General features: G+C 67.4%; 19 protein-coding genes. 6 read left to right on the forward strand and 13 right to left on the reverse strand.

The window, feature by feature from the left end:
* Positions 1 to 24 precede the first annotated feature (24 nt).
* From Q331_RS0111375 to Q331_RS0111395, 5 genes are all read right to left on the reverse strand, one after another.
* The gene (locus Q331_RS0111375) at positions 25 to 498 is read right to left on the reverse strand and encodes a DUF411 domain-containing protein (protein ID WP_026380784.1); all 474 of its coding nucleotides are present in this window, start codon (positions 496 to 498) and stop codon (positions 25 to 27) included.
* Positions 499 to 555: 57 nt separating this feature from the next.
* A complete protein-coding gene (locus Q331_RS0111380) occupies positions 556 to 975 on the reverse strand; it encodes a hypothetical protein (RefSeq protein WP_034491911.1) in 420 nt (139 codons plus the stop codon).
* Between the two features lie 96 nt (positions 976 to 1,071).
* Complete coding sequence (locus tag Q331_RS0111385; protein WP_026380786.1) at positions 1,072 to 4,218, reverse strand: efflux RND transporter permease subunit; 3,147 nt, start codon at positions 4,216 to 4,218, stop codon at positions 1,072 to 1,074.
* Positions 4,219 to 4,221: 3 nt separating this feature from the next.
* The gene (locus Q331_RS0111390) at positions 4,222 to 5,262 is read right to left on the reverse strand and encodes an efflux RND transporter periplasmic adaptor subunit (protein WP_245615619.1); all 1,041 of its coding nucleotides are present in this window, start codon (positions 5,260 to 5,262) and stop codon (positions 4,222 to 4,224) included.
* A 298-nt stretch (positions 5,263 to 5,560) separates the two neighbouring features.
* The gene (locus tag Q331_RS0111395; RefSeq protein ID WP_026380788.1) at positions 5,561 to 6,592 is read right to left on the reverse strand and encodes a helix-turn-helix domain-containing protein; all 1,032 of its coding nucleotides are present in this window, start codon (positions 6,590 to 6,592) and stop codon (positions 5,561 to 5,563) included.
* A 238-nt stretch (positions 6,593 to 6,830) separates the two neighbouring features.
* Between Q331_RS0111395 and Q331_RS0111400 the strand changes: the two genes are divergently transcribed.
* Entirely contained in the window at positions 6,831 to 9,323 is a 2,493-nt protein-coding gene (locus Q331_RS0111400) for an arylsulfatase (RefSeq protein ID WP_084175006.1), read from the forward strand.
* Between the two features lie 42 nt (positions 9,324 to 9,365).
* Here Q331_RS0111400 and Q331_RS0111405 read toward each other — a convergent pair whose 3' ends face one another.
* The 6 genes from Q331_RS0111405 to Q331_RS0111430 all read right to left on the reverse strand — a co-directional run bounded on the left by Q331_RS0111405 (position 9,366) and on the right by Q331_RS0111430 (position 15,581).
* A complete protein-coding gene (locus tag Q331_RS0111405; protein WP_026380790.1) occupies positions 9,366 to 10,124 on the reverse strand; it encodes an ATP-binding cassette domain-containing protein in 759 nt (252 codons plus the stop codon).
* A 51-nt stretch (positions 10,125 to 10,175) separates the two neighbouring features.
* On the reverse strand, positions 10,176 to 11,123 hold the full coding sequence (locus Q331_RS0111410; protein ID WP_026380791.1) for a sugar ABC transporter substrate-binding protein: 948 nt from the start codon (positions 11,121 to 11,123) through the stop codon (positions 10,176 to 10,178).
* Between the two features lie 40 nt (positions 11,124 to 11,163).
* Entirely contained in the window at positions 11,164 to 12,150 is a 987-nt protein-coding gene (locus Q331_RS0111415) for an ABC transporter permease (protein WP_051631064.1), read from the reverse strand.
* A 150-nt stretch (positions 12,151 to 12,300) separates the two neighbouring features.
* Entirely contained in the window at positions 12,301 to 13,872 is a 1,572-nt protein-coding gene (locus Q331_RS0111420) for a xylulokinase (protein ID WP_051631065.1), read from the reverse strand.
* A 93-nt stretch (positions 13,873 to 13,965) separates the two neighbouring features.
* A complete protein-coding gene (locus tag Q331_RS0111425) occupies positions 13,966 to 14,733 on the reverse strand; it encodes a DeoR/GlpR family DNA-binding transcription regulator (RefSeq protein ID WP_026380794.1) in 768 nt (255 codons plus the stop codon).
* Entirely contained in the window at positions 14,730 to 15,581 is an 852-nt protein-coding gene (locus Q331_RS0111430; RefSeq protein WP_407637778.1) for an HAD-IIB family hydrolase, read from the reverse strand. Before Q331_RS0111430 ends, Q331_RS0111425 begins: the two co-directional genes overlap by 4 nt.
* A 218-nt stretch (positions 15,582 to 15,799) precedes the next feature.
* Between Q331_RS0111430 and phnD the strand changes: the two genes are divergently transcribed.
* The 5 genes from phnD to glpD are packed head-to-tail and all read left to right on the forward strand — an operon-like array spanning position 15,800 to position 20,806.
* Positions 15,800 to 16,804, forward strand: coding sequence for a phosphate/phosphite/phosphonate ABC transporter substrate-binding protein (gene phnD / locus Q331_RS0111435; protein WP_051631066.1), 1,005 nt, complete (start codon positions 15,800 to 15,802; stop codon positions 16,802 to 16,804).
* A gap of 50 nt (positions 16,805 to 16,854) precedes the next feature.
* A complete protein-coding gene (phnC, locus tag Q331_RS0111440) occupies positions 16,855 to 17,652 on the forward strand; it encodes a phosphonate ABC transporter ATP-binding protein (protein ID WP_026380797.1) in 798 nt (265 codons plus the stop codon).
* Positions 17,653 to 17,696: 44 nt separating this feature from the next.
* Entirely contained in the window at positions 17,697 to 18,455 is a 759-nt protein-coding gene (phnE, locus tag Q331_RS0111445; RefSeq protein ID WP_051631068.1) for a phosphonate ABC transporter, permease protein PhnE, read from the forward strand.
* Positions 18,449 to 19,252 carry a phosphonate ABC transporter, permease protein PhnE gene (phnE, locus tag Q331_RS0111450; protein WP_026380799.1) on the forward strand — a complete coding sequence of 268 codons (804 nt, stop codon included), beginning with the start codon at positions 18,449 to 18,451 and terminating at the stop codon, positions 19,250 to 19,252. Before phnE (Q331_RS0111445) ends, phnE (Q331_RS0111450) begins: the two co-directional genes overlap by 7 nt.
* Before the next feature lie 12 nt (positions 19,253 to 19,264).
* A complete protein-coding gene (gene glpD / locus Q331_RS0111455; RefSeq protein ID WP_026380800.1) occupies positions 19,265 to 20,806 on the forward strand; it encodes a glycerol-3-phosphate dehydrogenase in 1,542 nt (513 codons plus the stop codon).
* Positions 20,807 to 20,837: 31 nt separating this feature from the next.
* Here the strand turns inward: glpD and Q331_RS0111460 are convergent, their stop codons facing one another.
* Both Q331_RS0111460 and Q331_RS0111465 read right to left on the reverse strand, forming a co-directional pair.
* Positions 20,838 to 21,296 (reverse strand): NAD(P)/FAD-dependent oxidoreductase, encoded by a 459-nt coding sequence (locus Q331_RS0111460; RefSeq protein ID WP_026380801.1) that lies wholly within the window; start codon positions 21,294 to 21,296, stop codon positions 20,838 to 20,840.
* Positions 21,297 to 21,331: 35 nt separating this feature from the next.
* Positions 21,332 to 21,557, reverse strand: a 226-nt coding sequence (locus Q331_RS0111465; RefSeq protein ID WP_026380802.1) for an integrase core domain-containing protein, incomplete at its 5' end; no start/stop codon positions are given.

Raw genomic sequence — 21,557 nt, forward strand, 5'->3', positions numbered from 1 at the left:
CCCGCGCGGACGGCGCCCCTCGCCTTATCGGTCGGTGCGTTCCAGGCCCCAATAGCTGGCATAGGGAGAGGCGCCGGAAGCGCCGAAGAGGACGACCTCGTACTTGTCCGGCGTCTCGCCCGGAACCTCCATGCCGGCCGAGCCGACGGGCATGCCGGGCACGGCAAGGCCGAGCGCGGCGGGCTTTTCCTCCAGGAGCCGGGCGACCATCGGCAACGGCACATGGCCTTCCAGCACATAGCCGCCGACGGTGACGGTGTGGCAGGAGGCGAGCGGCTCCGGCACGCCGAGCTGCGCCTTGACGCTCATCATGTCCTGCCGCTCCACGACCTTGACGTCGTAGCCGGCATCGCGGGCGATGTCGGCCCAGGCCGTGCAGCAGCCGCAATAAGGGTCCTTGTAGACGGTCATGGAAGCCGGTTCCTCGGCAAGGGCGGGCCCGGCGGTGAGAAAGAGGCCGGCGGCGGCAAGGCCGAGGCCGAAGTGACGTCGTTTCATGGCAAAAGCACCTTTCAAGATATCTGGACAAGCGGAGCGGCAGCGCTCCGCGCGCAATCAGGAAAGCGTGCTCGGTTTGGGCGGCGGGCGGGAAGCCTCCGGATCGATGCCGGCAAGGGCGGCGATGGCGGGCGGGGCATGGGCGGCCCCGCCAAGGAAGGCGAAACCGGCCGGTTGCGGGCCGGGCATCCAGGCCAGCACCGCCAGGCATAGAGCGCAATCGGCGAAGGCGGCCGGCGCGTCGGGCTCGCAGCAGGCAGGATCGGCGGCGAGGCCCATGTTCGCGCCCATCTCCGCCGTGTCCATCTCCGCCGTGTCCATTCCCCCCGCCTGCATCTGCATCGCCGGCATCGCCCAAGCTACCGTCGCCCCGGCCATCGCGCGCTCATGCGCGGCCTGCCAGGGCGCGAGCCCGCCCCAAAGGAGGCTGGCTGCCAGGACGAGAAAAAACAGCGAGCGGCCGACGACGCGCTTCATGCAGATACCATAGCAGAGTTCCGCCACGCCGGATTGAGGTGGATCAATCTGAGGCTGCGACAAGGGCCTTCATGTCGCAGCGACAGCCTTTCGGCTTCAGGCCGCCTCCGGCCCCTCCGCCCTGCCTCTTCCGGCAAGCCGGTTGGCGCGCTCGCGCAGGCTCTGGAAAATGACGTAGAGGGCCGGCACGACGAAGATGCCGATGGCGGCGGCGGCCAGCATGCCGCCGGCCACACCCGTGCCCACGGCGCGCCGCGACAGCATGGAGGCGCCTTCGGCGGTGACCAGCGGAATGAGGCCGGCGATGAAGGCGAAGCTCGTCATCATCACGGCGCGGAAGCGCGCATGCGCGCCGGAGATCGCCGCGTCGAGGATCGGCGCGCCCGCCTCGCGCCGCGCCTTGGCGAATTCCACGATGAGAATGGCGTTCTTGGCCGCCAGCGCGATGAGGACGACGAGGCCGATCTGGGCGTAGACGTTGAAGGGCAGGCCCGTCAGAAGCAGCGCCACCATGGAGCCGGCGACGCCAAAGACGACCGACAGAAGCACCGGCACCGGTATCGTCCAGCTCTCGTAGAGCCCGACGAGGAAGAGATAGGCGAAGAGCACCGCCAAGGCGAGGATCGCCGTCGTCTGCCCGGCCGCCTCCTTCTCCTGCAAGGCGGTGCCGGTCCAGGCGTAATCGAAGCCCGGCGGCATGGCTCCGGCGGCCATCTCCTCCATCGCCAAAAGGGCGTCGCCGGAAGACGTGCCGGGGGCCGGATCGCCGTTGATGGTGGCGGAGCGCTGGTTGTTATAGCGCTGCAGCGAGATCGGCCCGACGATGTATTCCGGCTCGGCGAAGGCGCCGATGGGCACCATCTCGCCCGTATCGGAGCGCACATGCACCCGCGCGATGTCGCCGACGCTATCGCGCCCCGTCGGCGCGGCCGTCATACGCACCTGCCAGGACCGACCGAAGAGATTGAAATCGTTGACATAGGCCATGCCGAGCGTCGGCTGGAGCGCGGCGAAGACATCGGAGACCGGCACGCCCAGCGCATAGAGCCGCTCGCGGTCGATATTGAGAAAGAGCTGCGGGCTTTCCGCCGAGAAGGTGGTGTAGACGCCGGAAAGCCGCGGATCCTGATTGGCGGCGAAGGCGAGCCCGCGCGCGGTGGAGGCGAGCTCGGCGGCGCTGCGGCCCTGGGTGTCGAGGAGCTGGAACTCAAAGCCGGAGCCGGAGCCAAGGCCGGCGATCGGCGGCAGGTTGAAGGCGATGACCTGCGCCTCGCGGATGGCCGCGCCCTGTCGCATCGCCTGGCGGATGGCGGCGAAGACGGAGGTCTCCTCGCTGGTGCGCTCCGCAAAGGGCGCCATGGAAACGAGCGCGAAGGCGGCGTTCGACTTGGTGATGCCATCGAGGATGGAATAGCCGGTGACGGAGGTGACGCTCGCAACCCCTGGCAGTTCGCGCAGCATCTCCTCCACCCGCCGCTGCGCCGCGACGGTGCGATTGACGGAGGCCGCCTCCGGCAGGCGCGTCTCCACGATGAAGGAGCCCTGGTCCTCCGCCGGCAGGAACCCGGTCGGCACGATGCGGAAGAGACCGCCGGTGACAAGCAGCGCCACGAGAAGCAGGCCGAGGCCGAGGACGGCGCGCCGAGCGATGGCGCCGGCGATTTTGGCATAGCCGTCGCGCGTGCGGTCGATGCCGCGCGAAATCCAGCCCATGACGCCGCGGCGCGGGCCGTGATGCGGCTTCAGGACGATGGCGCAGAGCGCCGGCGACAGGGTGAGGGCGTTCACCGCCGAGATCACCATGGAAACGGAGACGGCGACGGCGAATTGCTGGAATAGCTGGCCGGAAATGCCGGGGATGAAGGCGACCGGGACGAAGACCGACAGAAGCACCAGGGTGATCGCCACGATGGCGCCGGTGATCTCGGCCATCGCCGCTGAGGCGGCCTCCGTCGGGCTCATCTCGGGATTGTCGGCCATCTTGGCCTCCACCGCCTCCACCACGACGATGGCGTCGTCGACGACGATGCCGATGGCCAGGACGAGCGCCAGGAGCGAGACGGTGTTGAGGGTGAAGCCCATGGCCAGCATCACCGCGAAGGTGCCGACCAGCGCCACCGGCACGGCGATGACGGGCACGATGGTGGCGCGCAGCGAGCCGAGGAAGATGAAGACCACGAGGACGACGAGGATGAAGGCCTCGAACAGCGTGTGCTCGACCTCCGAGATGCTCTCCTTCACGAAGACCGAATTGTCGGAGACGATCTCGTAGGACATGCCGGCTGGAAAGAAGCCGGCGGCACGCTCCATGGCCGCTTTCACGCCGTCCGCCGCATTGAGGGCGTTGCCGCCCGGCGCTAGATAGACGCCGACCAGCGTGGAAGGCAGGCCGTTGAAACTCGTCGCCACGTCGGCGCTCTTCTCGCCGAGCACCACCTCGGCGACATCGCTCACCCGCACGGTGCCGCCGCCCGGATCGGAGCGCAGGATGATGCGGGAGAACTCCTCCGCGCTCTCCAGCCGGCCCTGGGCGGAGATGTTGAGCTGCAGGCCGGGATCCTTGGTCATGGGCTGGCCGCCCACCCGGCCGATCGCCGCCTGCACGTTCTGGCTCTTCAGCGCGGCGATGACGTCGGCAGGGGTGAGGCCGAGGGCCGCCAGCCGGTCGACGTCGAGCGACACCTGCATGGCGAATTCGTTGCCGCCGAACATGGAGGCATCGCCCACCCCTGGCACACGCTTCAGCGTATCGATGAGATTGATACGGGCGTAATTGGTGAGATCGGCGCCGCTCACCGCCTCGCTCTCGGAAAAAAGCACCACGCCGAGGAGGAGCGAGGAGCTCTTCTTGGCGACCTGCACGCCCGTCTGGCGCACCTCCGGCGGCAGGAGCGGTTCGGCCAGCGCCACCCGGTTCTGCACGTTGACGGTGGCGATATCCGGATCGGTGCCCACCTCGAAGCTGACGTTCAGGATGTAGGTGCCGTCGGCGCCGGAGGTCGACTTCATGTAGATCATGCGGTCGACGCCGATGACCTTGTCCTCGATCACCTGCGCCACGGTCTGCTCCACCACCTCCGCCCCTGCCCCGGGATAGGAGGCGGTGACGGAGACCTGCGGCGGCACGATATCGGGGAATTGCTCCACCGGCATGCGCAGCAGGGCGATGAGGCCGGCGAGGAAGAGGACGATGGAAATCACCCCGGCGAGCCGGGGGCGCTTGATGAAGGTATCAGCGAGCATGGTTCAGCCGTTCCCGGCCGGAGCGGCGTCGACGACCATGCCCGGCCGCACCTTGTTGACGCCCTCGGTGATGACGAGCTCGCCTTCCTGAAGCCCGGCGGCGATGACAGAAAAACCCTCGGAGGTGCGGCTAACCTCGACGCGGCGCTGCTCCACCGTCTCGCCCTCGCCCACCACCAGGACGAAGGCGCCCTGAATGTCGCGCTGCACCGCTTCCTGCGGCACCGCGAGCACGCCTTCGGACGCCGCGGCGGTGAGGATGACGCGCACCAGCTCGCCGTCCAAGAGCAGCCCGTCGGGATTGTCGAAAAGGGCGCGCAGGGTCACGCTGTCGGTGCCGGCATTGACGGCGCTGTCGACGAAATCGATGTCGCCCGGCCTGTCGTAGCGACTGCCATTGGCAAGCTCCAGCGTCACCGCGGCCTCGCGCGCCGCGCTTCCCGCTTCCAGCCGCTCCACATAATTGCGCAGCGCCGCCGTGGGGACCGGAAACACCACATGGATCGGATCAAGTTGGATAAGGGTGGCAAGCGCGCCGCTCTCCGGGCCGACAAGCGCGCCTTCATCCACGGCGGAGGCGCCGATGCGCCCGTCGAAGGGGGCGGTGATCTCGGTATAAGAAAGGTTGATGCGCGCACGCTCCAGCGAGCCCTGAAGCCGAATCACGTCGCCCTCGGACCTCGCCAGCATCGCCTCGGCATTGTCGAGCGCCGCCTGCGGCGCGGCCTGGCGCTCCACCAGCTGTGCCTGGCGGTCGCGGTCCAGACTGGCGAGATCGCGGGTCGCCTCGGCGCTTTTCAGCGCGCCTTCCGCCTCCGTCACGGCGGTGGCGTAGAGGTCGGGCTCGATGCGGTAGAGAAGCTGGCCCTCGCGCACCCGGTCGCCGGGCTGAAAGTTGACCTCTTTGAGCGTTCCGCCGACCCGCGCCACCAGGGAAACGCGCCGGTCGGCATCGAGGCGTCCGTTGAAGCGGGCCGTCTCGGCCAGGTCGACGATGGCGGCCGGGGCGACGACAACGGCGGGCGGCGGCGCCTCCTGCGCCATGCCCGCGCCGTGCCACAACATAGCCAGGCCAAACGCCGCGCCGCCCATCAGCAAGGCGCCGCCCCTCATCGAGCCCAGCTCCGACATCCACTTCCCCCTCAAGCCCAAACAAACATGGAGATCGTCGGAGGTTGTGGCGGCGGTAGAAACTTTGTCAACTCACGGGTACGGCAAATGGCGACGAATGCCGGGGTTTTCGCAAGCGCCAAGTCTCCGCGCAGACCCGCCGGAGGTGCGGCGAGGACGATCGGCCGGGCCAGTGCCGCGAGAGGCAAGCCCGGACCGGCCGGCTGCGGCGTCAAGCGCCCTTGCCGGGCTGGCGCGAAAACCGCCGGATTTCCCGCGGGCTCTTCGCCGCCCAGCGCCTGACGGCCCGGCTGAGGCAAGCCTGGCTTGAATAGCCGAGACCGGCGGAGATGGCGCCGAAGGGCTCGGCAGTCCCTTCGATCGCCGCAAGGGCGTGGATACGGCGGGCCTCGTCCAGAACGCTGGTGAAGGCGGTATCGGCCGCTGCCAGCAGCCTTTGCAGGGTCCGGGCGCTGACGCCGGTCGCGTGCGCGACATCGCGCAAGGTCGGCTTGCCCTCGACCAGCATCTCCTCGATCTGGATGCGGACGGCCTCCACCAGCGAAAGCTGCTCGTTCAACCGCACCCATTGCGCGGCGAGAGGCGGCGCGGGCTGCAGCAGCGCCAAAGGCGCCGCATAGGGACGGTCGAGCGCGCCCTGCCGGAAATGCAGCACCAAAGTTCCGCAAACGGAGGGCCGGACCTCCCCGTGCAGCCAGCGCTGAAGCTCCCGGATCCTGACGCCGTCCCAGGGAACGATCTCCACCAGACGAAGCTGGCGCTCGCCCGCGCCAGCGGCCTCCACGAGCCCCGAAAGGGTCATGGCCGTCAGCTGCTGGGCGATATGCAGGCCGGCCGGATCGAAGGCGCCGAGGAAGGCGGCGCAGACCACCGGATGCTGGCGGGCGGTGTCGATCCAGATCCGTTCGTGACTGGAAAAATACGGCATGGCCCGCGAGGCACGCATCAGCGCCTCTCGGGGCGTGCGCGCCCCCGCCAGAGCATGGCCGATGAGACCGAAATCGGTCAGCGTGCGAGCCCCATAGCTGCGGCAGCCCATGTCCCACAGCCCCTCGCGCCGGGCGACAATCCCCAAAAAGGTGAACATGCCGGCAAAGGGGGTCGGCGCTTCCGGCCTTTCCCACGGATAGGCGGCAAGATGGGCAACGGCGAAGGCACGCTGCAAGGGCACGCCCTCCCCTTCCAGCCAGAAGAGAAAAGGACGCAAGGCGGCGGCGCGCGCAAGCGGCAGCTCGGCCGACATACCCAGCCTCGCACAGTATTAATCGGCTTCCAAAATACCCCGAACTGGCGCGCGAAGCAAAATTCGTCTCCCCGAAAGGCATACAATCGGTGCGCTTCTGAGCCCAAGACCCGTTATGCTGCGGGGCAAGGAAGTCACCGCAGCGGGCCAACAGGCGATATCGCGCTTGCCGGCCGCGCACAACGACCGGCCAGTCACGCTCAGGACGCGCGAAGACAGGCAATGCGGAGGCTTGACGATGAACAGAACCTTCACCGCATTTTTGGCGATGCTCGCGACCGGCGCCCTATGGGCGACGCCCTCCCTTGCTCAGACAAGTTCCGGTGCGCCGAACGCCACAACCACGATCGACGGCCTTCAGCTCCCACCGCCACCGCCGCAATTCGGCGGCACGATCAACGAGCAGGCGCTGCAATCGACGCCCTGGTGGCCGCCGCGCGTGGTGCCGCCGGATGGCGCGCCGAATGTGCTGCTCATCATCACCGACGATGCCGGCTTCGGCGTGCCGAGCACCTTCGGCGGCGTGATCCCGACCGAAACGATGGACAAGCTCGCGCAGGAAGGGCTCCGGTTCACCAACATCCATTCCACGGCGCTCTGCTCGCCGACGCGCGCCGCGCTGATCACCGGCCGCAACCACCATTCAGCGGGCTTCGGCGTCATTTCCGAGCAATCGACGGGCTATCCCGGCTACAATTCCATCATCGCGAAGGACAAGGCGACGATCGGCCGGATCCTGCTCGACAACGGCTACAACACCTCGTGGTTCGGCAAGAACCACAACACGCCGGCCTTCCAGGCCAGCCAGTCCGGGCCCTTCGACCAGTGGCCGACCGGCATGGGCTTCGAATACTTCTACGGCTTCGTGGGCGGCGATGCCAACCAGTGGCAGCCGAACCTCTTCCGCAACACGACGCAGATCTACCCCTTCGACGGCGATCCTGAATGGAACCTGATCACCGGCATGGCGGACGACGCCATCGACTGGATCACGCGCATGCACCAGACCGCCCCGTCGAAGCCCTTCTTCGTCAAATACGCCCCCGGCGCCACGCACGCACCGCACCACCCGACCAAGGAATGGGTGGAGAAGATCGCGGCGATGAACCTCTTCGACGATGGCTACGAGGCGCTGCGCCAGACGATCTTCGACAACCAGAAGAAGATGGGGCTCGTGCCTGAGGACGCAAAGCTCGCGCCCTGGCCGGCCGACGAGATCAAGCCCTGGGAGGAGCTCACCGACACCGAAAAGAAGCTGTTCATCCGGCAGGTGGAGATTTTCGCCGCCTATGCCGCCTATACCGATCACGAAATCGGGCGCGTGATCGAGGCGATCGAGGATATCGGCGAGATCGACAACACGCTGATATTCTACATTAACGGCGACAACGGCACGAGCGCGGAGGGCGGCCCGCTGGGGACGCCGAACGAGGTCGCGTTCTTCAACGGGCTCAACATGATCCCGGCCGAAACGCAGATGAAGTGGTACGACGTCTGGGGCACCGAGGAGACCTACAATCACATGTCCGCCGGCTGGTCCTGGGCCTTCGACACGCCGTTCGACTGGTTCAAACAGAACGCCTCGCGCCTGGGCGGCATCCGCCAGAACATGGTCGTCTCCTGGCCGGCGCGCATCACCGACAAGGGCGGCAAGCGCGACCAGTTCATGCATGTCATCGATGTCGTGCCCACCATCCTGGAGGTCACAGGCATCAAGGCGCCGCAGGAAGTCGACGGCATCCAGCAAGCCCCGATCGAAGGCACGAGCTTCGCCTACGCCTTCGAGGCGGCGAACGCCGATGAGCCAAGCCGCCACAAGACCCAGTATTTCGAGATGTTCGGGCAATGGGCGCTGTATCACGAGGGCTGGCTGTTGAGCACCAAGGTCAACCGGGCGCCGTGGGATGTCACAGGCCCGGCCAACCCCGATCCGCTGAACAACCAGGTGCTTCAGCTCTACGATTTGACCAAGGACATGAACCAGACGACGGACATCGCCGATGCGCATCCCGACAAGGTCAACGAACTGAAGGCGATGTTCATCGAGGAGGCAAAGAAGTATCAGGTCTTCCCGATGGATGCCTCCGTTCAGGCCCGGATCGTCGCGCCGCGTCCGAACATCACCGCGGGGCGGAAGGAGTTCGTCTATACGCGCCCGATGACGGGACTGCCGCAGGGCGACTCGCCGCTCCTGCTCAACACGTCCTACACGATCACCGCCGAGCTGGACGTGCCTGAAGGCGGCGCCGAGGGAATGATCCTCACCTCCGGCGGGCGCTTCGCCGGCTACGGGCTGTACCTGAAGGACAGCAAGCCGGTGTTCGTGTGGAACCTGGTCGATCTTGAGCGGATCAAGTGGGAAGGGTCGGACCCCCTGACGCCCGGCAAGCATACCGTCGAGTTCGACTTCAAGTACGATGGGCTTGGCATCGGCACGCTCGCCTACAACAATTCGAGCGGCATCGGCCAGGCCGGCACGGGCACGCTGAAAGTCGACGGCAAGGACGTCGACACCAAGGCGATGAAGAACACCCTGCCCGTGATCCTGCAATGGGACGAAGCCTTCGACATCGGCTCCGACACGCTGACGGGGGTCAACGACGCCGATTACAAGCCGCCCTTCCCGCTGACGGCCAAGCTTGAGAAGCTCACGATCACGATGGACCGGCCCGAGCTCTCAGAGGCAGACAAGAAGAAGCTGCAAGAGGCGATGCACAAGGCCAGCGACTGAAGGAGGCGGGCGGGCCGGCTTCGGCACGGCCCGCGCTCCGCCTTAGCCGGCCTCTTCCAGTGCCGTCTCGCCGCGCATGATGAGGTCGGAGAGAGCCTGGGCGTTAAGGCCCTCCGTCGGCAGCGAGGTCTCGGTGCGCCCGCCGCGCAAAATCGTCACCCGGTCGGCGACGGCGATGACGTCGTTCATGTTGTGGCTGATGAGAATGACGGTAACGCCGTTCTCCTTCAGCCGGCGGATGAGCTTGATAACCTCTTCCGTCTCGCGCACGCCGAGGGCGGCGGTCGGCTCGTCCATGACGATGATCTCGGCGTTCCAGCGCAACGCCCGGCACAGCGCCACCGCCTGGCGCTGGCCGCCGGACAGGTTCTCCACCCGCGCCGTCATATCGCGCATGACGGAGTTGAGCTGGACGAGGAAATCCTGCGAGCGGGCGATCATGGCGGCGCGGTCCAGAACCGGGATGCCGAGGACGCGCTTGACCAGCTCAGAGCCCATGAAGACGTTCTGGTAGATGGTCAGGCCGGGAGCCAGGCCGAGATCCTGATGGATGGTGGCGATGCCGGCCGCGAGCGCGTCGTGCGGGCTGGAAAAGCGCACCTTCTCGCCGCGCAGGGCGATCTCGCCGGCATCGGGATGCTCCACGCCGGCAACGAGCTTGATGAGGGTCGACTTGCCGGCGCCGTTGTCGCCGCACAGCGCATGCACCTCGCCCCTGGCAACGGCAAGATCGGCCCCGCGCAAGGCCTTCACCGCGCCGTAGGACTTCGCCGCACCGCGCACCGACAGGATCTCGCTCATCTGCATCCTCTGTGGGAAACAGCCGGCGGCGGGCGCCGCCGGCCCTCGCGCCTATTCCTCGATGAAAGCATCGACATTGGACTGATCGACGAGATCGGCGCCCATGAAGAGATAGGGGCCGGAAGTCACCGCCTCCTTGGCCTCGCCGTCGACGGCGATGCGCTGCATCGCCTCCACCGCGCCCTCGCCCATCGCCTCGAAGGGGATGGCGACGGTCGCCATCAGCATGGAATCGGGCGATTTGATGCGCCGGTAGGTCTCCTGGCCGCCATCGATGGAGACGAGCACGACATCGCCCTTCTGCATGCCCTGCTCTTTGAGAAGATCGTCGATGATGAAAGCCTGGCCGTCGAAGGAGGCCCAGATGCCTTCAAAGTTGCCGGCGTTCTGCAGGATCAGCGCGCTCATGCCGCTGCGCACGTCCTCGCGCCAGCTCTTGGTGCGGGCCATGGAATGGGAGCCGACTTCCTCAACGGCCTTGTTCTCGCTGAGGACGACATCGAGCACCTTGCCGCGGACGCGGGTGCCGACATTGGATTCAAAGCGCTGGGTGAGGATCGGGCCTTCATAGCCGATCTGGCCGAGAAGGTAGAGCGCGGCCTCCGCGCCAACGGCATATTCGTTGACCTGGATATCGAAGAGGGCGTGCGGGCTCGCCCCGCTCATCACGGTGATGAGGGGAATGCCGGCCTCCTTGGCCGCCTGCATCTGGGCGTCGAACTCCACCGGCTTCGACATGGCCAGCACGATGCCGTCGACGCCGCGCTGGATGAGGTTCTCGATCTGCTCGGCATGGGTCGGCAGGGTGCCGTTGGAGTTCAAGACGACGACGTCCCAGCCCTTCTCCTTGGCGGCCGCCTCGGCCGCGTTGGCGACGCGGGCATGCGTCTCCGACGACATCTGAAAGGCGACGACGCCGAGCTCGAAGGCCTTGGCGGAGACCGCCGAGCCGAGAGCGAGGATTGAGGCCGCCAGAACCGGCGCGAAAAACTTCTTCATGGGGTTCCCCTTCTTGCGTCTTCCTTGGGGTTGCGGGCGCTCATACGGAAAAGGCCGCCCGTTTCAGCACGCTGGCGGAGACCGAGACCGAGGCGATCACGATGACGCCGAGCATGATGTCCTGCAGGTAATAGGGCGCGCCGAGAAGCACGAGGCCGTTGGCGAGCACGGAGATGATGAGGGCGCCGACGAAGGTGCCGGCGACATTCGGCCGGCCGGGCTCGAACATGGTCATGCCCAGAAGCACCGCGGCAATGGCGTTGAGAAGATAATCGCCGGCCATCTGCGGCGCCGCCGAGCTGAGATTGGCAACGAGGAGGACGGCGGCGATGCCGGCCGCGACGCCGGAAAGCGTCAGCCCGACAAGCTTCATGCGGCGCGTGGCGATGCCGGCGCGATGGGCCGCCTCCTGCGCCTCGCCGGTCGCCAGCATATGCACGCCGAGCCGGGTCTTCTTGGTCAGGAACCAGGCGAGGGCGACGACGGCGAGCATGAAGAAGACGAGCACCGGCACGCCGAAGAGCTTGCCGCGCGCCAGGGACAGGAAGACCGGATCCCAGCGGCCAACGAAGGCGACCCCGCCGGTGAGCATGAAGGCAAGGCCGTTGGCGATGGCGGCGGTGCCGAGCGTGGCAATCAGCGAGGGTACTTTGATCGCCGTGACGAGCAGGCCGTTGAGGAGCCCGCCGGCGGTGGCGATGGCAAGGCCGGTCAGCGCCGCCAGCGGCCAGGCGATGCCGCCGGCGATCATGCCGCCGGTGACGACGGCGGCCAGGCTGCACAGATTGGCGAAGGAGAGATCGAGCTCGGAAGTCAGCAGCGCGAAGGTGAAGCCGACCGCCAGGATGGAAAGAAAGCTCGCCTGTTTCAACACGTTGAGGAGATTGGCACCGGAGGCGAAATTGCGCGCGAAGAAAAGAAAGAAGACAAGCACGGCAAGGCCGGCCAGCGCCGTGCCGTAGGTCGCCACGAAGCCCCTTAGCCGCGCCCGCCCCTCGCCCGTCCCCGTCGCCTCGGCGGCGCTCACGTCTTCGCCCTCACCGGCGCCTCATCTTCGTCGTTGTGCATGTTCAGATGAATTCAGTGCATTCCTGAAGCGTTCCGCGTGGCGCAGAATGCGCGGCAAGGTCAAGTGGCCTTGGCGCGAATGTCCCGCCTTGCGGCGAAAAGAACGGGCTTACAGCGTCGCCCCCCGCTCGCGCCCGAGCGCCACGAGGCGGTGGGCGGCCTCCGCCAGCGCCGGCTGCATGTCGGTGAACAGGCCAAACAGCGCCTCGCCGCGCCGGCGGCCTTCCGGCGTCGGTTCGTAGCGCGTCAGGCGGCCGAGGACGGCGGCATCGGCGAGATTCTTAGCAAGCCCGAGGCCGAGGCGCGCCAAGGCGAGCCCGCCGGCAAGGCCCATCTCGCGCGCCTCCGGCACCAGGACGGGCCGGGCGAGGATGTCGGCGCGGATCTGGTTCCAGGTGGCGCTTTTCGCCCCGCCGCCGGCCAGGCGAAGCTCCTCGGCCCGCACCCCGACAGCCGCTTCTGCCCGTTCCAGCACCGTCCGGTTCAAGAGCGCCACGCCCTGCATGACGGCACGCACCATGTCGCCGCGCGAATGGGCGGCGGAAAGGCCGAGGAAGGCGGCGCGCAGATCCGGATCCCAGAAAGGCACCCGCTCGCCGTTCAGAAACGGCAGGAAGAGAAGCGGCTGCGGGCATTGCGGCTCGGCAAGAAGCCTCTCCAACCGCGCCGCCAGAGGGCGCGGCGAAGGCTCGAGCCTGTCGACGATATAGGCGAGCGCGTTGCCGCCGTTCTGGCCGGGCCCGCCGAGATGCCAGAGCCCCTCGCCCCAGGGGATGGTGATGAGGCCTTCCGCCTTGCCGGGCCTTGCCGCCAGAAGGCCGAGAACCTCCGAGGAGCCGGAGATGCCGCAGGCGCGGCCGGGCGCCAGGGCTCCGAGCCCGGCGACCGCCATGAAGGTGTCGTTGGAGCCGCAGAAGACGGCGGCGCCGGCGAGCCTCGCCAGGGCGCCCGGCAAGCCTTGGCGCACGGTGCCGACCCGGTCGGCGGGACGGCCGATCTGCGGCAGCACATCGCCTTCAAGGCCAGCCAGCGCGGCGAGCCGCGGCGGCTCACCGCGCATCGCCTCGGCGAGCCAGAAGAGCGAGATGGCGTCCGAACGCGCCTTGCCGGTGAGGCGGAGATTGAGAAAATCCTTCGGCTCCACGACCAGGGAGAGGCGGGCGAAATTCTCCGGCTCGCGCGCCTTCAGCCAGAGAAGCCGGGCGAGCGGATGATAGGCGTTGAAGCCGCCGGCGGCCGGATGGGCGGCAAGGGCGGGATCGGCAAGCGCCGCCTCAACGCAGGCCGCGGCGCGCGAATCGCGAAAGCCGATGGCCGGGCGCAGGATGTCGCCCCTGGCATCGAGAAAAACCTGGGTGCGGGTGAAGCCGCAAACGGCGATGGCGGCGACGCGCGCAAGCTCCGCCGTCTCGCCGAGCTCCTTTGCCACCGCGCCGAGAGTGCGCCACCAGTGCTCGGGATCCTGCTCGCAGCGCCCGCTCGCCTCGTCCTCCTCGAAGCCGAGCGGACGGAAGGCGGCCGCAAGCTCCTCTCCCTCCAGCGTGTAGAGGGCGGCCTTCAGCGCCGAGCCGCCGAGATCGACGGCAAGAACGCAATCCCTGCCGCCAGCCCTTTCACCGATCCTGTCGCCGATCCTGGCGCCGGCGCCTTCCTGGTAAGGGCTCGTTTGTGCCTCGCGCATCGATGCCTTCGCCACTCGCAGCCGTTTCGCTCAAGAGGCGGTCTATGGAAGCGGCGGCGCCAAAGCTAGAGCCTCGGCAACCGGGTCCGCGCCTCAGGCGACCTCCAGATCGAGGCCTACCTGCTCGATCCTCTCGCGCAGCGTGCCTGACGGGACGCGGTCGGTGATGATGCCGGCGAAGGAGGCGATCGGCTCCACGCGCGCCACCAGATCGACGTCGAATTTGGAATGGTCGATGAGAAGAAAGGTCTCGCGCGCCTGCGCGATCATGCGCCGCTTGACCGCGACGGCGGCGCGGTTGGCGTCCGAAATGCCTTGGGCCGACAGGCCGCTGGCGCCGATGAAGGCGCGGTTGGCGTTGTAGCGGTTGAGGAAATCGAGCGTCTCCGGCCCATAGACGGCCGCCTCGCGCGGCATCAAGTCGCCCGGACAGAGAATGACCTGGATGGAGCCGTTCTGGCCGAGCGTGGCGGCGACGGCGAGACTGTTGGTCAGCACCGTCAGATCGAGCCCGCGCAAGGCGAGACAGCGGGCGAATTGATGCGTGGTGGAGCCGGCGTCGATCATCAAGACCTCGCCGGGGCACACCAGCTCGGCGGCGCGCTCGCCGATGCGCTCGCGCTCGGCGATGCGGGCGCGGTTGCGCTCGCCGAAAGGCGCCTGCGCCCCCATCGGCGCGGCCGAGGCGCCGCCATAGGCGCGGGCGATGAGGCCCTCGCGGCTCAGCGCCTCCACATCGCGGCGCACCGTCTCGGTGGAGACGCCAAAACGCCCGGCAAGATCGGAAATGCGCACATGCGGGTGCAGCTCCACCTCGCGCAGGATGTGCTCGCGCCGCTCCTCCTTGCGCAGGCGGCTCACGGCGCCTTCCTTGCCGCCAGGATGGCCTCGGCCAGCTCGGCGAAGCCGGCCCCGCCCTCCTCGCGCGTCAGCCATCGAGGCAGCTCTTCCGCGCGCTGGCGAAAGCGGGCGAAATTGGCGACGGCGACGCTGTTGTCAAAGAAGCCGAACATCGGCGCGTCGTTGGGGGAATCGCCGACGAAAAGCACCTTCTCGTTCTGTGCCGCAATGTCGAGCCCATAGCGCTCCTGGAACAGGCGACGGGTCATGGCCAGCTTGTCGTATTCGCCGAACCAACCGTTGACATGGATCGATGACACTTTTGCGTGCGCGCCCGCCGCCTCGAAACAGGCGACGATGCGGTCGATCTCCGCCTCGCTGAGACGCGGCAGGTCCTCGGCGAAGTCGATGGCAAGGTCGGCCTCGCGAAAAACCTGATCGGCGGCGAGCCGCGAGGCCGGCACATCGGCGAGGACCGCCTCGGCGATGCTGTCGAGCCGCGCCCGGTTGCGGCGCCGCTCCTCCGGCGGATGATGGAAGACGCGGGTGACGCCGGAGCCGTTTTTGGCGGCGAAATAGAAGGCGCCGTTCTCGCCCACCACCGCGTCGACCGGCCAGAGCCGGGCGATGAGATCGCACCAGCCCGCCGGCCGGCCGGTCACCGGGACGATGGTGAGCCCGGCGGCGTTCAGCCGCTCCATCGCCGCATAGGCGAGCGCCGGCAGGCGGCCCCCCGTCGTCAGCGTGTCGTCGATATCGGTGAGGACGAAATCGACCGCGCGCAAACGCCCAGGCTCCATCGACGATAGCGGCCGCATCATCTGCGCCCCGCCCGGCGAAGCGGCCTGGCGCACGAGACCTTCCTGCATCTGCCGGTTCCTTCCTCGCCGCGCTTCGTCCGGACGGACGGTCGGCCCTTAGACTCGTTCGTTTGTGTGATATTCCCACGAAATTCGTCCGTCTTGCAACTTTTTGCCGATTATATGTTGCAACTTACCACAAGATGCAGATACCGTCCGCAAATCCCAAAAGCGCAGGCGCGCGAGGTAACCGGCCCGTCGAAAAAAGGGCCAGAGCGGAGGAGACGATGACGTTCAAAGCAAGGAAGATTGACAGCCTCACAGGCGTTGCGGCCGCTGCGCTCGGTCTTGCCGCCATCCTCGGCTTTTCGCCGGCGCTGGCGCAGGATTGCCCGAACCGCGGCGACCTCGACCAGATGTACTGCGACGCCGATGGCGATCTCGTTGCCGACACGCCGAGCGATCCCTCGCAACTCGTCAATCCCGATACGCTCGTCTTCGCCTATACGCCGGTCGAGGACCCGGCCATCTACGAGGATATCTGGGAGCCCTTCATCAAGCATCTGGAAGAGGTGACCGGTAAGGACGTGCAGTTCTTCGCCGTCCAGTCGAACTCCGCCGAGGTGGAGGCGATGCGCAGCGGACGCCTGCATATCGCCGGCTTCTCCACCGGCCCGACGCCCTTCGCGGTCAATCTCGCCGGCGCCGTTCCCTTCGCCATCATGGGCAGCGAGGACGGCACCTTCGGCTATCGGCTGCAGGTCTATACGCGCAAGGATTCCGGCATCGACACGATGGAGGATTTGAAGGGCAAGCGCATCGCCCACACCTCCCCCACCTCCAATTCCGGCAATCTCGCTCCGCGCGCCCTGTTTCCGAAGCTCGGCGTAACGCCGGAGGAGGATTACGAGGTCACCTATTCGGGCTCGCACGACCAGTCGATGCTGGGCGTCGTCGCCGGCGATTACGACGCCGCCCCGGTCGCCTCAGAAGTCGTCGACCGCATGGCCGAGCGCGACCTCTACGACCCGGAGGAAGTCAAGATCGTCTGGCAGTCCGATCCCTTCCCGACGACCTCCTACACGCATGCGCACAATCTCGATCCGGAGCTGGCGGAGAAGATCAAGGAAGCCTTTTTCACCTTCGAGTTCGCAGGCACCGAGCTCGGCGAGGAATTCACCGGCGTCAGCAAGTTCGTGCCGATCACCTACAAGAAGGACTGGCAGGTGATCCGCGACATCCAGGAAGCCAACGGCGTGGAATACACCCCGCAGGGTCTCGCCAAGGAGTAAGCGCCAGAGGGGCGCGCCGAGCGCGCCCCCTTTCGCCGGAGTTCGCGCCGATGCTGAAAATATCCAACCTGGTCAAGCGCTACGGGCATGGCGAGCCGGTGCTGAAGGGGCTCGACCTGGAGGTACCCGGCAACAGCGTCGTGGCCATCATCGGCGCTTCGGGCGCCGGCAAGAGCACGCTCTTGCGCTGCATCAACCGGCTGGTGGAACCGACCTCCGGAACGATCGCGCTCAACGACATCGTGCTTTCCGACCTCAAGGGCCGCGAGCTGCGCGCCGCACGGCGCCGCATCGGCATGATCTTCCAGAGCTTCAACCTGGTCGACCGGCTGACGGTGATGGAGAACGTGCAGTCCGGCCGCCTCGGCTATCTGCCCTTCTGGCGGGCGGCGAGCCGGCGCTATCCCAAGCGCGACATTCGCCGCGCCTACGAATTGATGGAGCGGGTGGGCATCGCCCATTACGCCAACAAGCGCGCCGACGAGCTTTCCGGCGGCGAGCGCCAGCGCGTGGGCGTGGTGCGGGCCTTGATGCAGGAGCCGGAAATCCTCCTCGCCGACGAGCCGACCGCCTCGCTCGATCCCAAGACATCGGAGCAGATCATGGAGCTCCTGCGCTCGCTTTCGGCGGAATTCGCCCTGCCCGTCCTCATCAACATCCACAACGTCGCCGAGGCGCGCCTCTACACCGACCGCATCGTCGGCATGCGCTACGGCAAGATCATGTTCGACGCCGAACCCTCGCGCCTCGACAAGGCCGCCATGGACGAGATCTATGCCGGCCTGCCGGCCGAAGAGCGCGGCGAGGAAGAGACGCCGGCGCCCTCCTTGCAGGTCTCGGCGGCGTGAGCCAGACCCGCGAGACCTGGCCGGAGACCTGGCACCGGCCGCCGATGATCGCCAACCCGGTGCTGCGCTACGGGCTGGCCGCGGCGGTGCTCGTCTATGCGCTTTGGGCGGTCACCTCCCTGCCCTTCGACTGGCAGCGCGCCGCGGAGGGCCTTGCCCGCGCGCAGCGCATCTTCGCCGGCTCCATCCCGCCAAGCTTTGAGCGCAGCGGCCTTCTCATCGACGGCTTCCTGGAAAGCATCAAGATCGCCATCCTCGCCACCGTCGGCGGGGTGCTCTTGTCGATCCCCATCGCCTTCATGGCGGCGAAGAACCTGGCGCCGAAGCCGATCTATCTTCTCGGCCGGGCCATCATCATCGTGGCGCGCAGCTTCCATCCGGTGATCGTCGCCATCCTCTTCGTCAAGGCCGTCGGCTTCGGGCCGCTGGCGGGCGTTCTCACCCTCATCGTCTATTCCGTCGGCTTCGTCGCCAAGATGCTCGCAGAGCGCATCGAGGAAATCGACTGGGGTCAGGTGGAGGCGATGCGCTCGGTGGGGGCGGGCTATCTCTCCACCCTCTTTTACGCCGTCTTCCCGCAGATCATGCCGCGCCAGATCGGCCTCAGCATCTATCAGCTCGACAGCAATCTGCGCGCCTCCGCCGTCGTCGGCATCGTCGGGGCGGGCGGCATCGGCTCCACTCTCGCCAACGCCTTCGGGCGCTACGACTACGACTTCGCCCTCGCCATCACCATGGTCATCGTCGGCGCGATCCTCGTCAGCGAGGGGATCAGCGGCCAGATCAGGAAGCGGATATGGTAGAGCTCGACGCCCACCCGCAGGACTGGGCCCGCTATACGCCGGGCCAGCGGCTTTTCCGCTTCCTCGTCTTCCTCGCCTCCGTCGCCGCCGTCGTCTGGGCGGTGATGAGCATCGACGTCATCTGGCCCTGGGTGCTGGACGCGCCGGAGCAGATGGGCGACCTCTTCGGGCGCATGGTGCCGCCGGATTTCTCCAATCTGTCCGACATCCTGTGGGTGCTTCTGGAGACGGTGAACATCGCCACCATCGCCACGGCGGTCGCCGTCTTCGCCGCCCTGCCCGTCGCCTATATCGCGGCGCAGAACACCACGCCCAATATCGCCACGCTGTGGCTCGGCCGCTTCATCCTGGTCTCCAGCCGTTCCGTCAACACCATCATCTGGGCGCTGCTCTTCGTCGCCATCTTCGGACCCGGCATCATCGCCGGCATCGTCGCCATCATGTTCCGCTCCATCGGCTTCATCGGCAAATTGCTCGGCGAGGCGATCGAGGAGATCGACCGGCGTCCGGTGGAGGCACTGGAGGCGACGGGCGCCTCGCGGCTCAAGGTCATCCTCTACGCCATCGTGCCGCAGGTCATGCCCACCTTCTGGGCGGTCAGCATCCTGCGCTGGGACATCAATCTGCGCGAATCCACCGTGCTCGGCCTCGTCGGGGCGGGCGGCATCGGCATCGTCCTGCAAAGCGCCATCGACACCTTCAACTGGCCGGAAGCCGCGACTGTGCTACTTGCCATCCTGGCTCTCGTCATCCTCGGCGAGATCGTCTCCGCCACGCTGCGCAAGCGGATCATCTGAACCGGCCCGGCCATGCAAACGCCCAACGCCCGCAACGACGTCTACGACATCCTCGTCGTGGGAGGCGGCATCAATGGCTGCGGCATCGCCCGCGACGCGGCCGGGCGCGGCTGGTCGGTGCTTCTGTGCGAGATGGGAGATCTGGCAGGCGCCACCTCCTCCGCCTCCACCAAGCTCATCCATGGCGGCCTCAGATATCTGGAATATTACGAGTTCCGCCTGGTGCGCGAGGCGCTGATGGAGCGCGAGACGTTGTGGGCGATGGCGCCGCATATCGTCTGGCCGCTGCGCTTCGTGCTGCCGCATCACAAGGGCCTGCGGCCGGCCTGGCTGTTGCGGCTCGGGCTGTTCCTCTACGACCATCTCGGCGGGCGCCGGAAGCTGCCGGCGACGCGCATCCTCAATCTGAAACAGGACCCGGCCGGAGCGCCGCTCGCCGGCGATTGCCGGCTCGGCTTTGAATATTCCGATTGCTGGGTGGACGATGCCCGCCTCGTCGTGCTCACCGCCCGCGCGGCGCAGGCGAAGGGTGCGAGGATACGCACCCGCACCAAGGTCACGGCGGTTGAGAGCGAGAACGGGCTGTGGCGGGCGCGGCTTGAAACGCCGGAAGGCGAGGAGGAGAGCGTTTCGGCGCGCCTCGTCGTCAACGCCGCCGGGCCCTGGGTCGACCGGCTCGGCATCGCCTCGCAGGCCGCCGAGCCGCGCCGCATCCGTCTCGTCAAGGGCAGCCATATCGTGGTCAAGAAGCTCTTCGACCATGACCGCTGCTACATCTTCCAGAACGCCGACGGGCGCATCGTCTTCGCCATCCCCTATGAGGGCGACTTCACCCTCATCGGCACGACCGATCTCGATTATGCCGGCGATCCGGGCGATGTCGCCATCGCGGCGGAGGAGATCGACTATCTGTGCGAAGCGGCGAGCGGCTATTTCACCCGCGCGGTAAAGCCGACGGACGTCGTATGGAGCTTTTCCGGCGTGCGGCCCCTCGTCGACGATGGGGCGAGCGCGGCGCAGGCGGCAACGCGCGATTACGTGCTCGACCTCGCCGATGCGGAAGGCGCGCCGGCGCTGCATGTCCTCGGCGGCAAGATCACCACCTATCGCCGGCTTGCCGAGGCGGCGCTTGCGAAGATCGAGCGCGCGCTCGGGGAACGTCGCGGCGCGCCGTGGACGGACGGCAAGCCCCTGCCGGGCGGGGATTTCCCCCAAGAAGGCTACGACGATCTCGTCGCCAGGATCGCCGCCGAGCGCCCCGGTTTGCCCCGCGCGCTGATCGCCCGGCTGGTGCGCGCCTACGGGACGGAGACGGAAAGGCTTCTCGGCGAGGCGAGCGGGCCGGCCGATCTCGGCCGCCATTTCGGCGCCGGGCTCTATCAGCGCGAGGTGGATTATCTCCGCCGGCACGAATGGGCGCTGACGGCCGAGGACGTTCTGTGGCGGCGCTCCAAGCTCGGCCTGCGCTTCTCGGTGCCGGAAGTCGCGGCGCTGGAAGCCTATCTGACGGCACCGGCAACGCCGGAAAGCCGGATGGCGGAGGCCGGAGCCTGAGGCCGCCGCGCCAGGGATCAGACAGACAGGCTCAGCACAAGCCGCAGAGCGGGCGGCCCTGCGGCGCCAGCTGGGCCATCAGCGGCGACGGTTTTGCGCTCATCGCCTCGCCGAGCAGGATGGCGGAGGTCGGCCCGAGGGTGAAGCCCTGGTGGCCATGGCCGAAATTGAGCCACAACCCCGGATGTCGCGGGGCCTTGCCAAGGACGGGGAGCATGTCCGGCATGCAGGGGCGCACGCCGGCCCAGGGCTCCGCCTCCACCGGCTCGCCCAGCGCCACGAGCTCGGCGGCCTCTGTCTCGGCCCGCTGCAGCTGAACCGGCGTCAGAGGCGCGCCGAGCCTTGCGATCTCCGCGCCGGTGGCGATGCGCAGGCCCTGCCGCATCGGCGCGAGAACGGCGCCGATCTCCGTCGCCATCAGGGGCAGGCTCGGCGCCGCATCGGTGCGGTAGTTGTCCGTCGTCAGATATTTCGGGACTTCGGAGGCCATGACGCTTTGGAGGGTCTGGCTCGATTGGGTTGACGTTAGGCTGCGGGCTGCTGGTTGAGCAAGCGGCGCTGCCGGATGGTTTCGTCCTTGATCCTCCTTCTCTCCTCGAGGATGGCCGGCGCCCTGCCGAAGTAGGCATCGGCAGGCGTGACGTTACCGAGGCTCTCGTGGACGCGGCGGTGGTTGTAGTGATCGATGAAGTCGCCGATGGCGGCCTCGAGCGCGCCGGGCAGATAGTGGTTCTCGAGCAGGATCCGGTTC

The organism is Afifella pfennigii DSM 17143 (genome assembly GCF_000688515.1).
In the GTDB taxonomy this organism is placed as follows: domain Bacteria; phylum Pseudomonadota; class Alphaproteobacteria; order Rhizobiales; family Afifellaceae; genus Afifella; species Afifella pfennigii.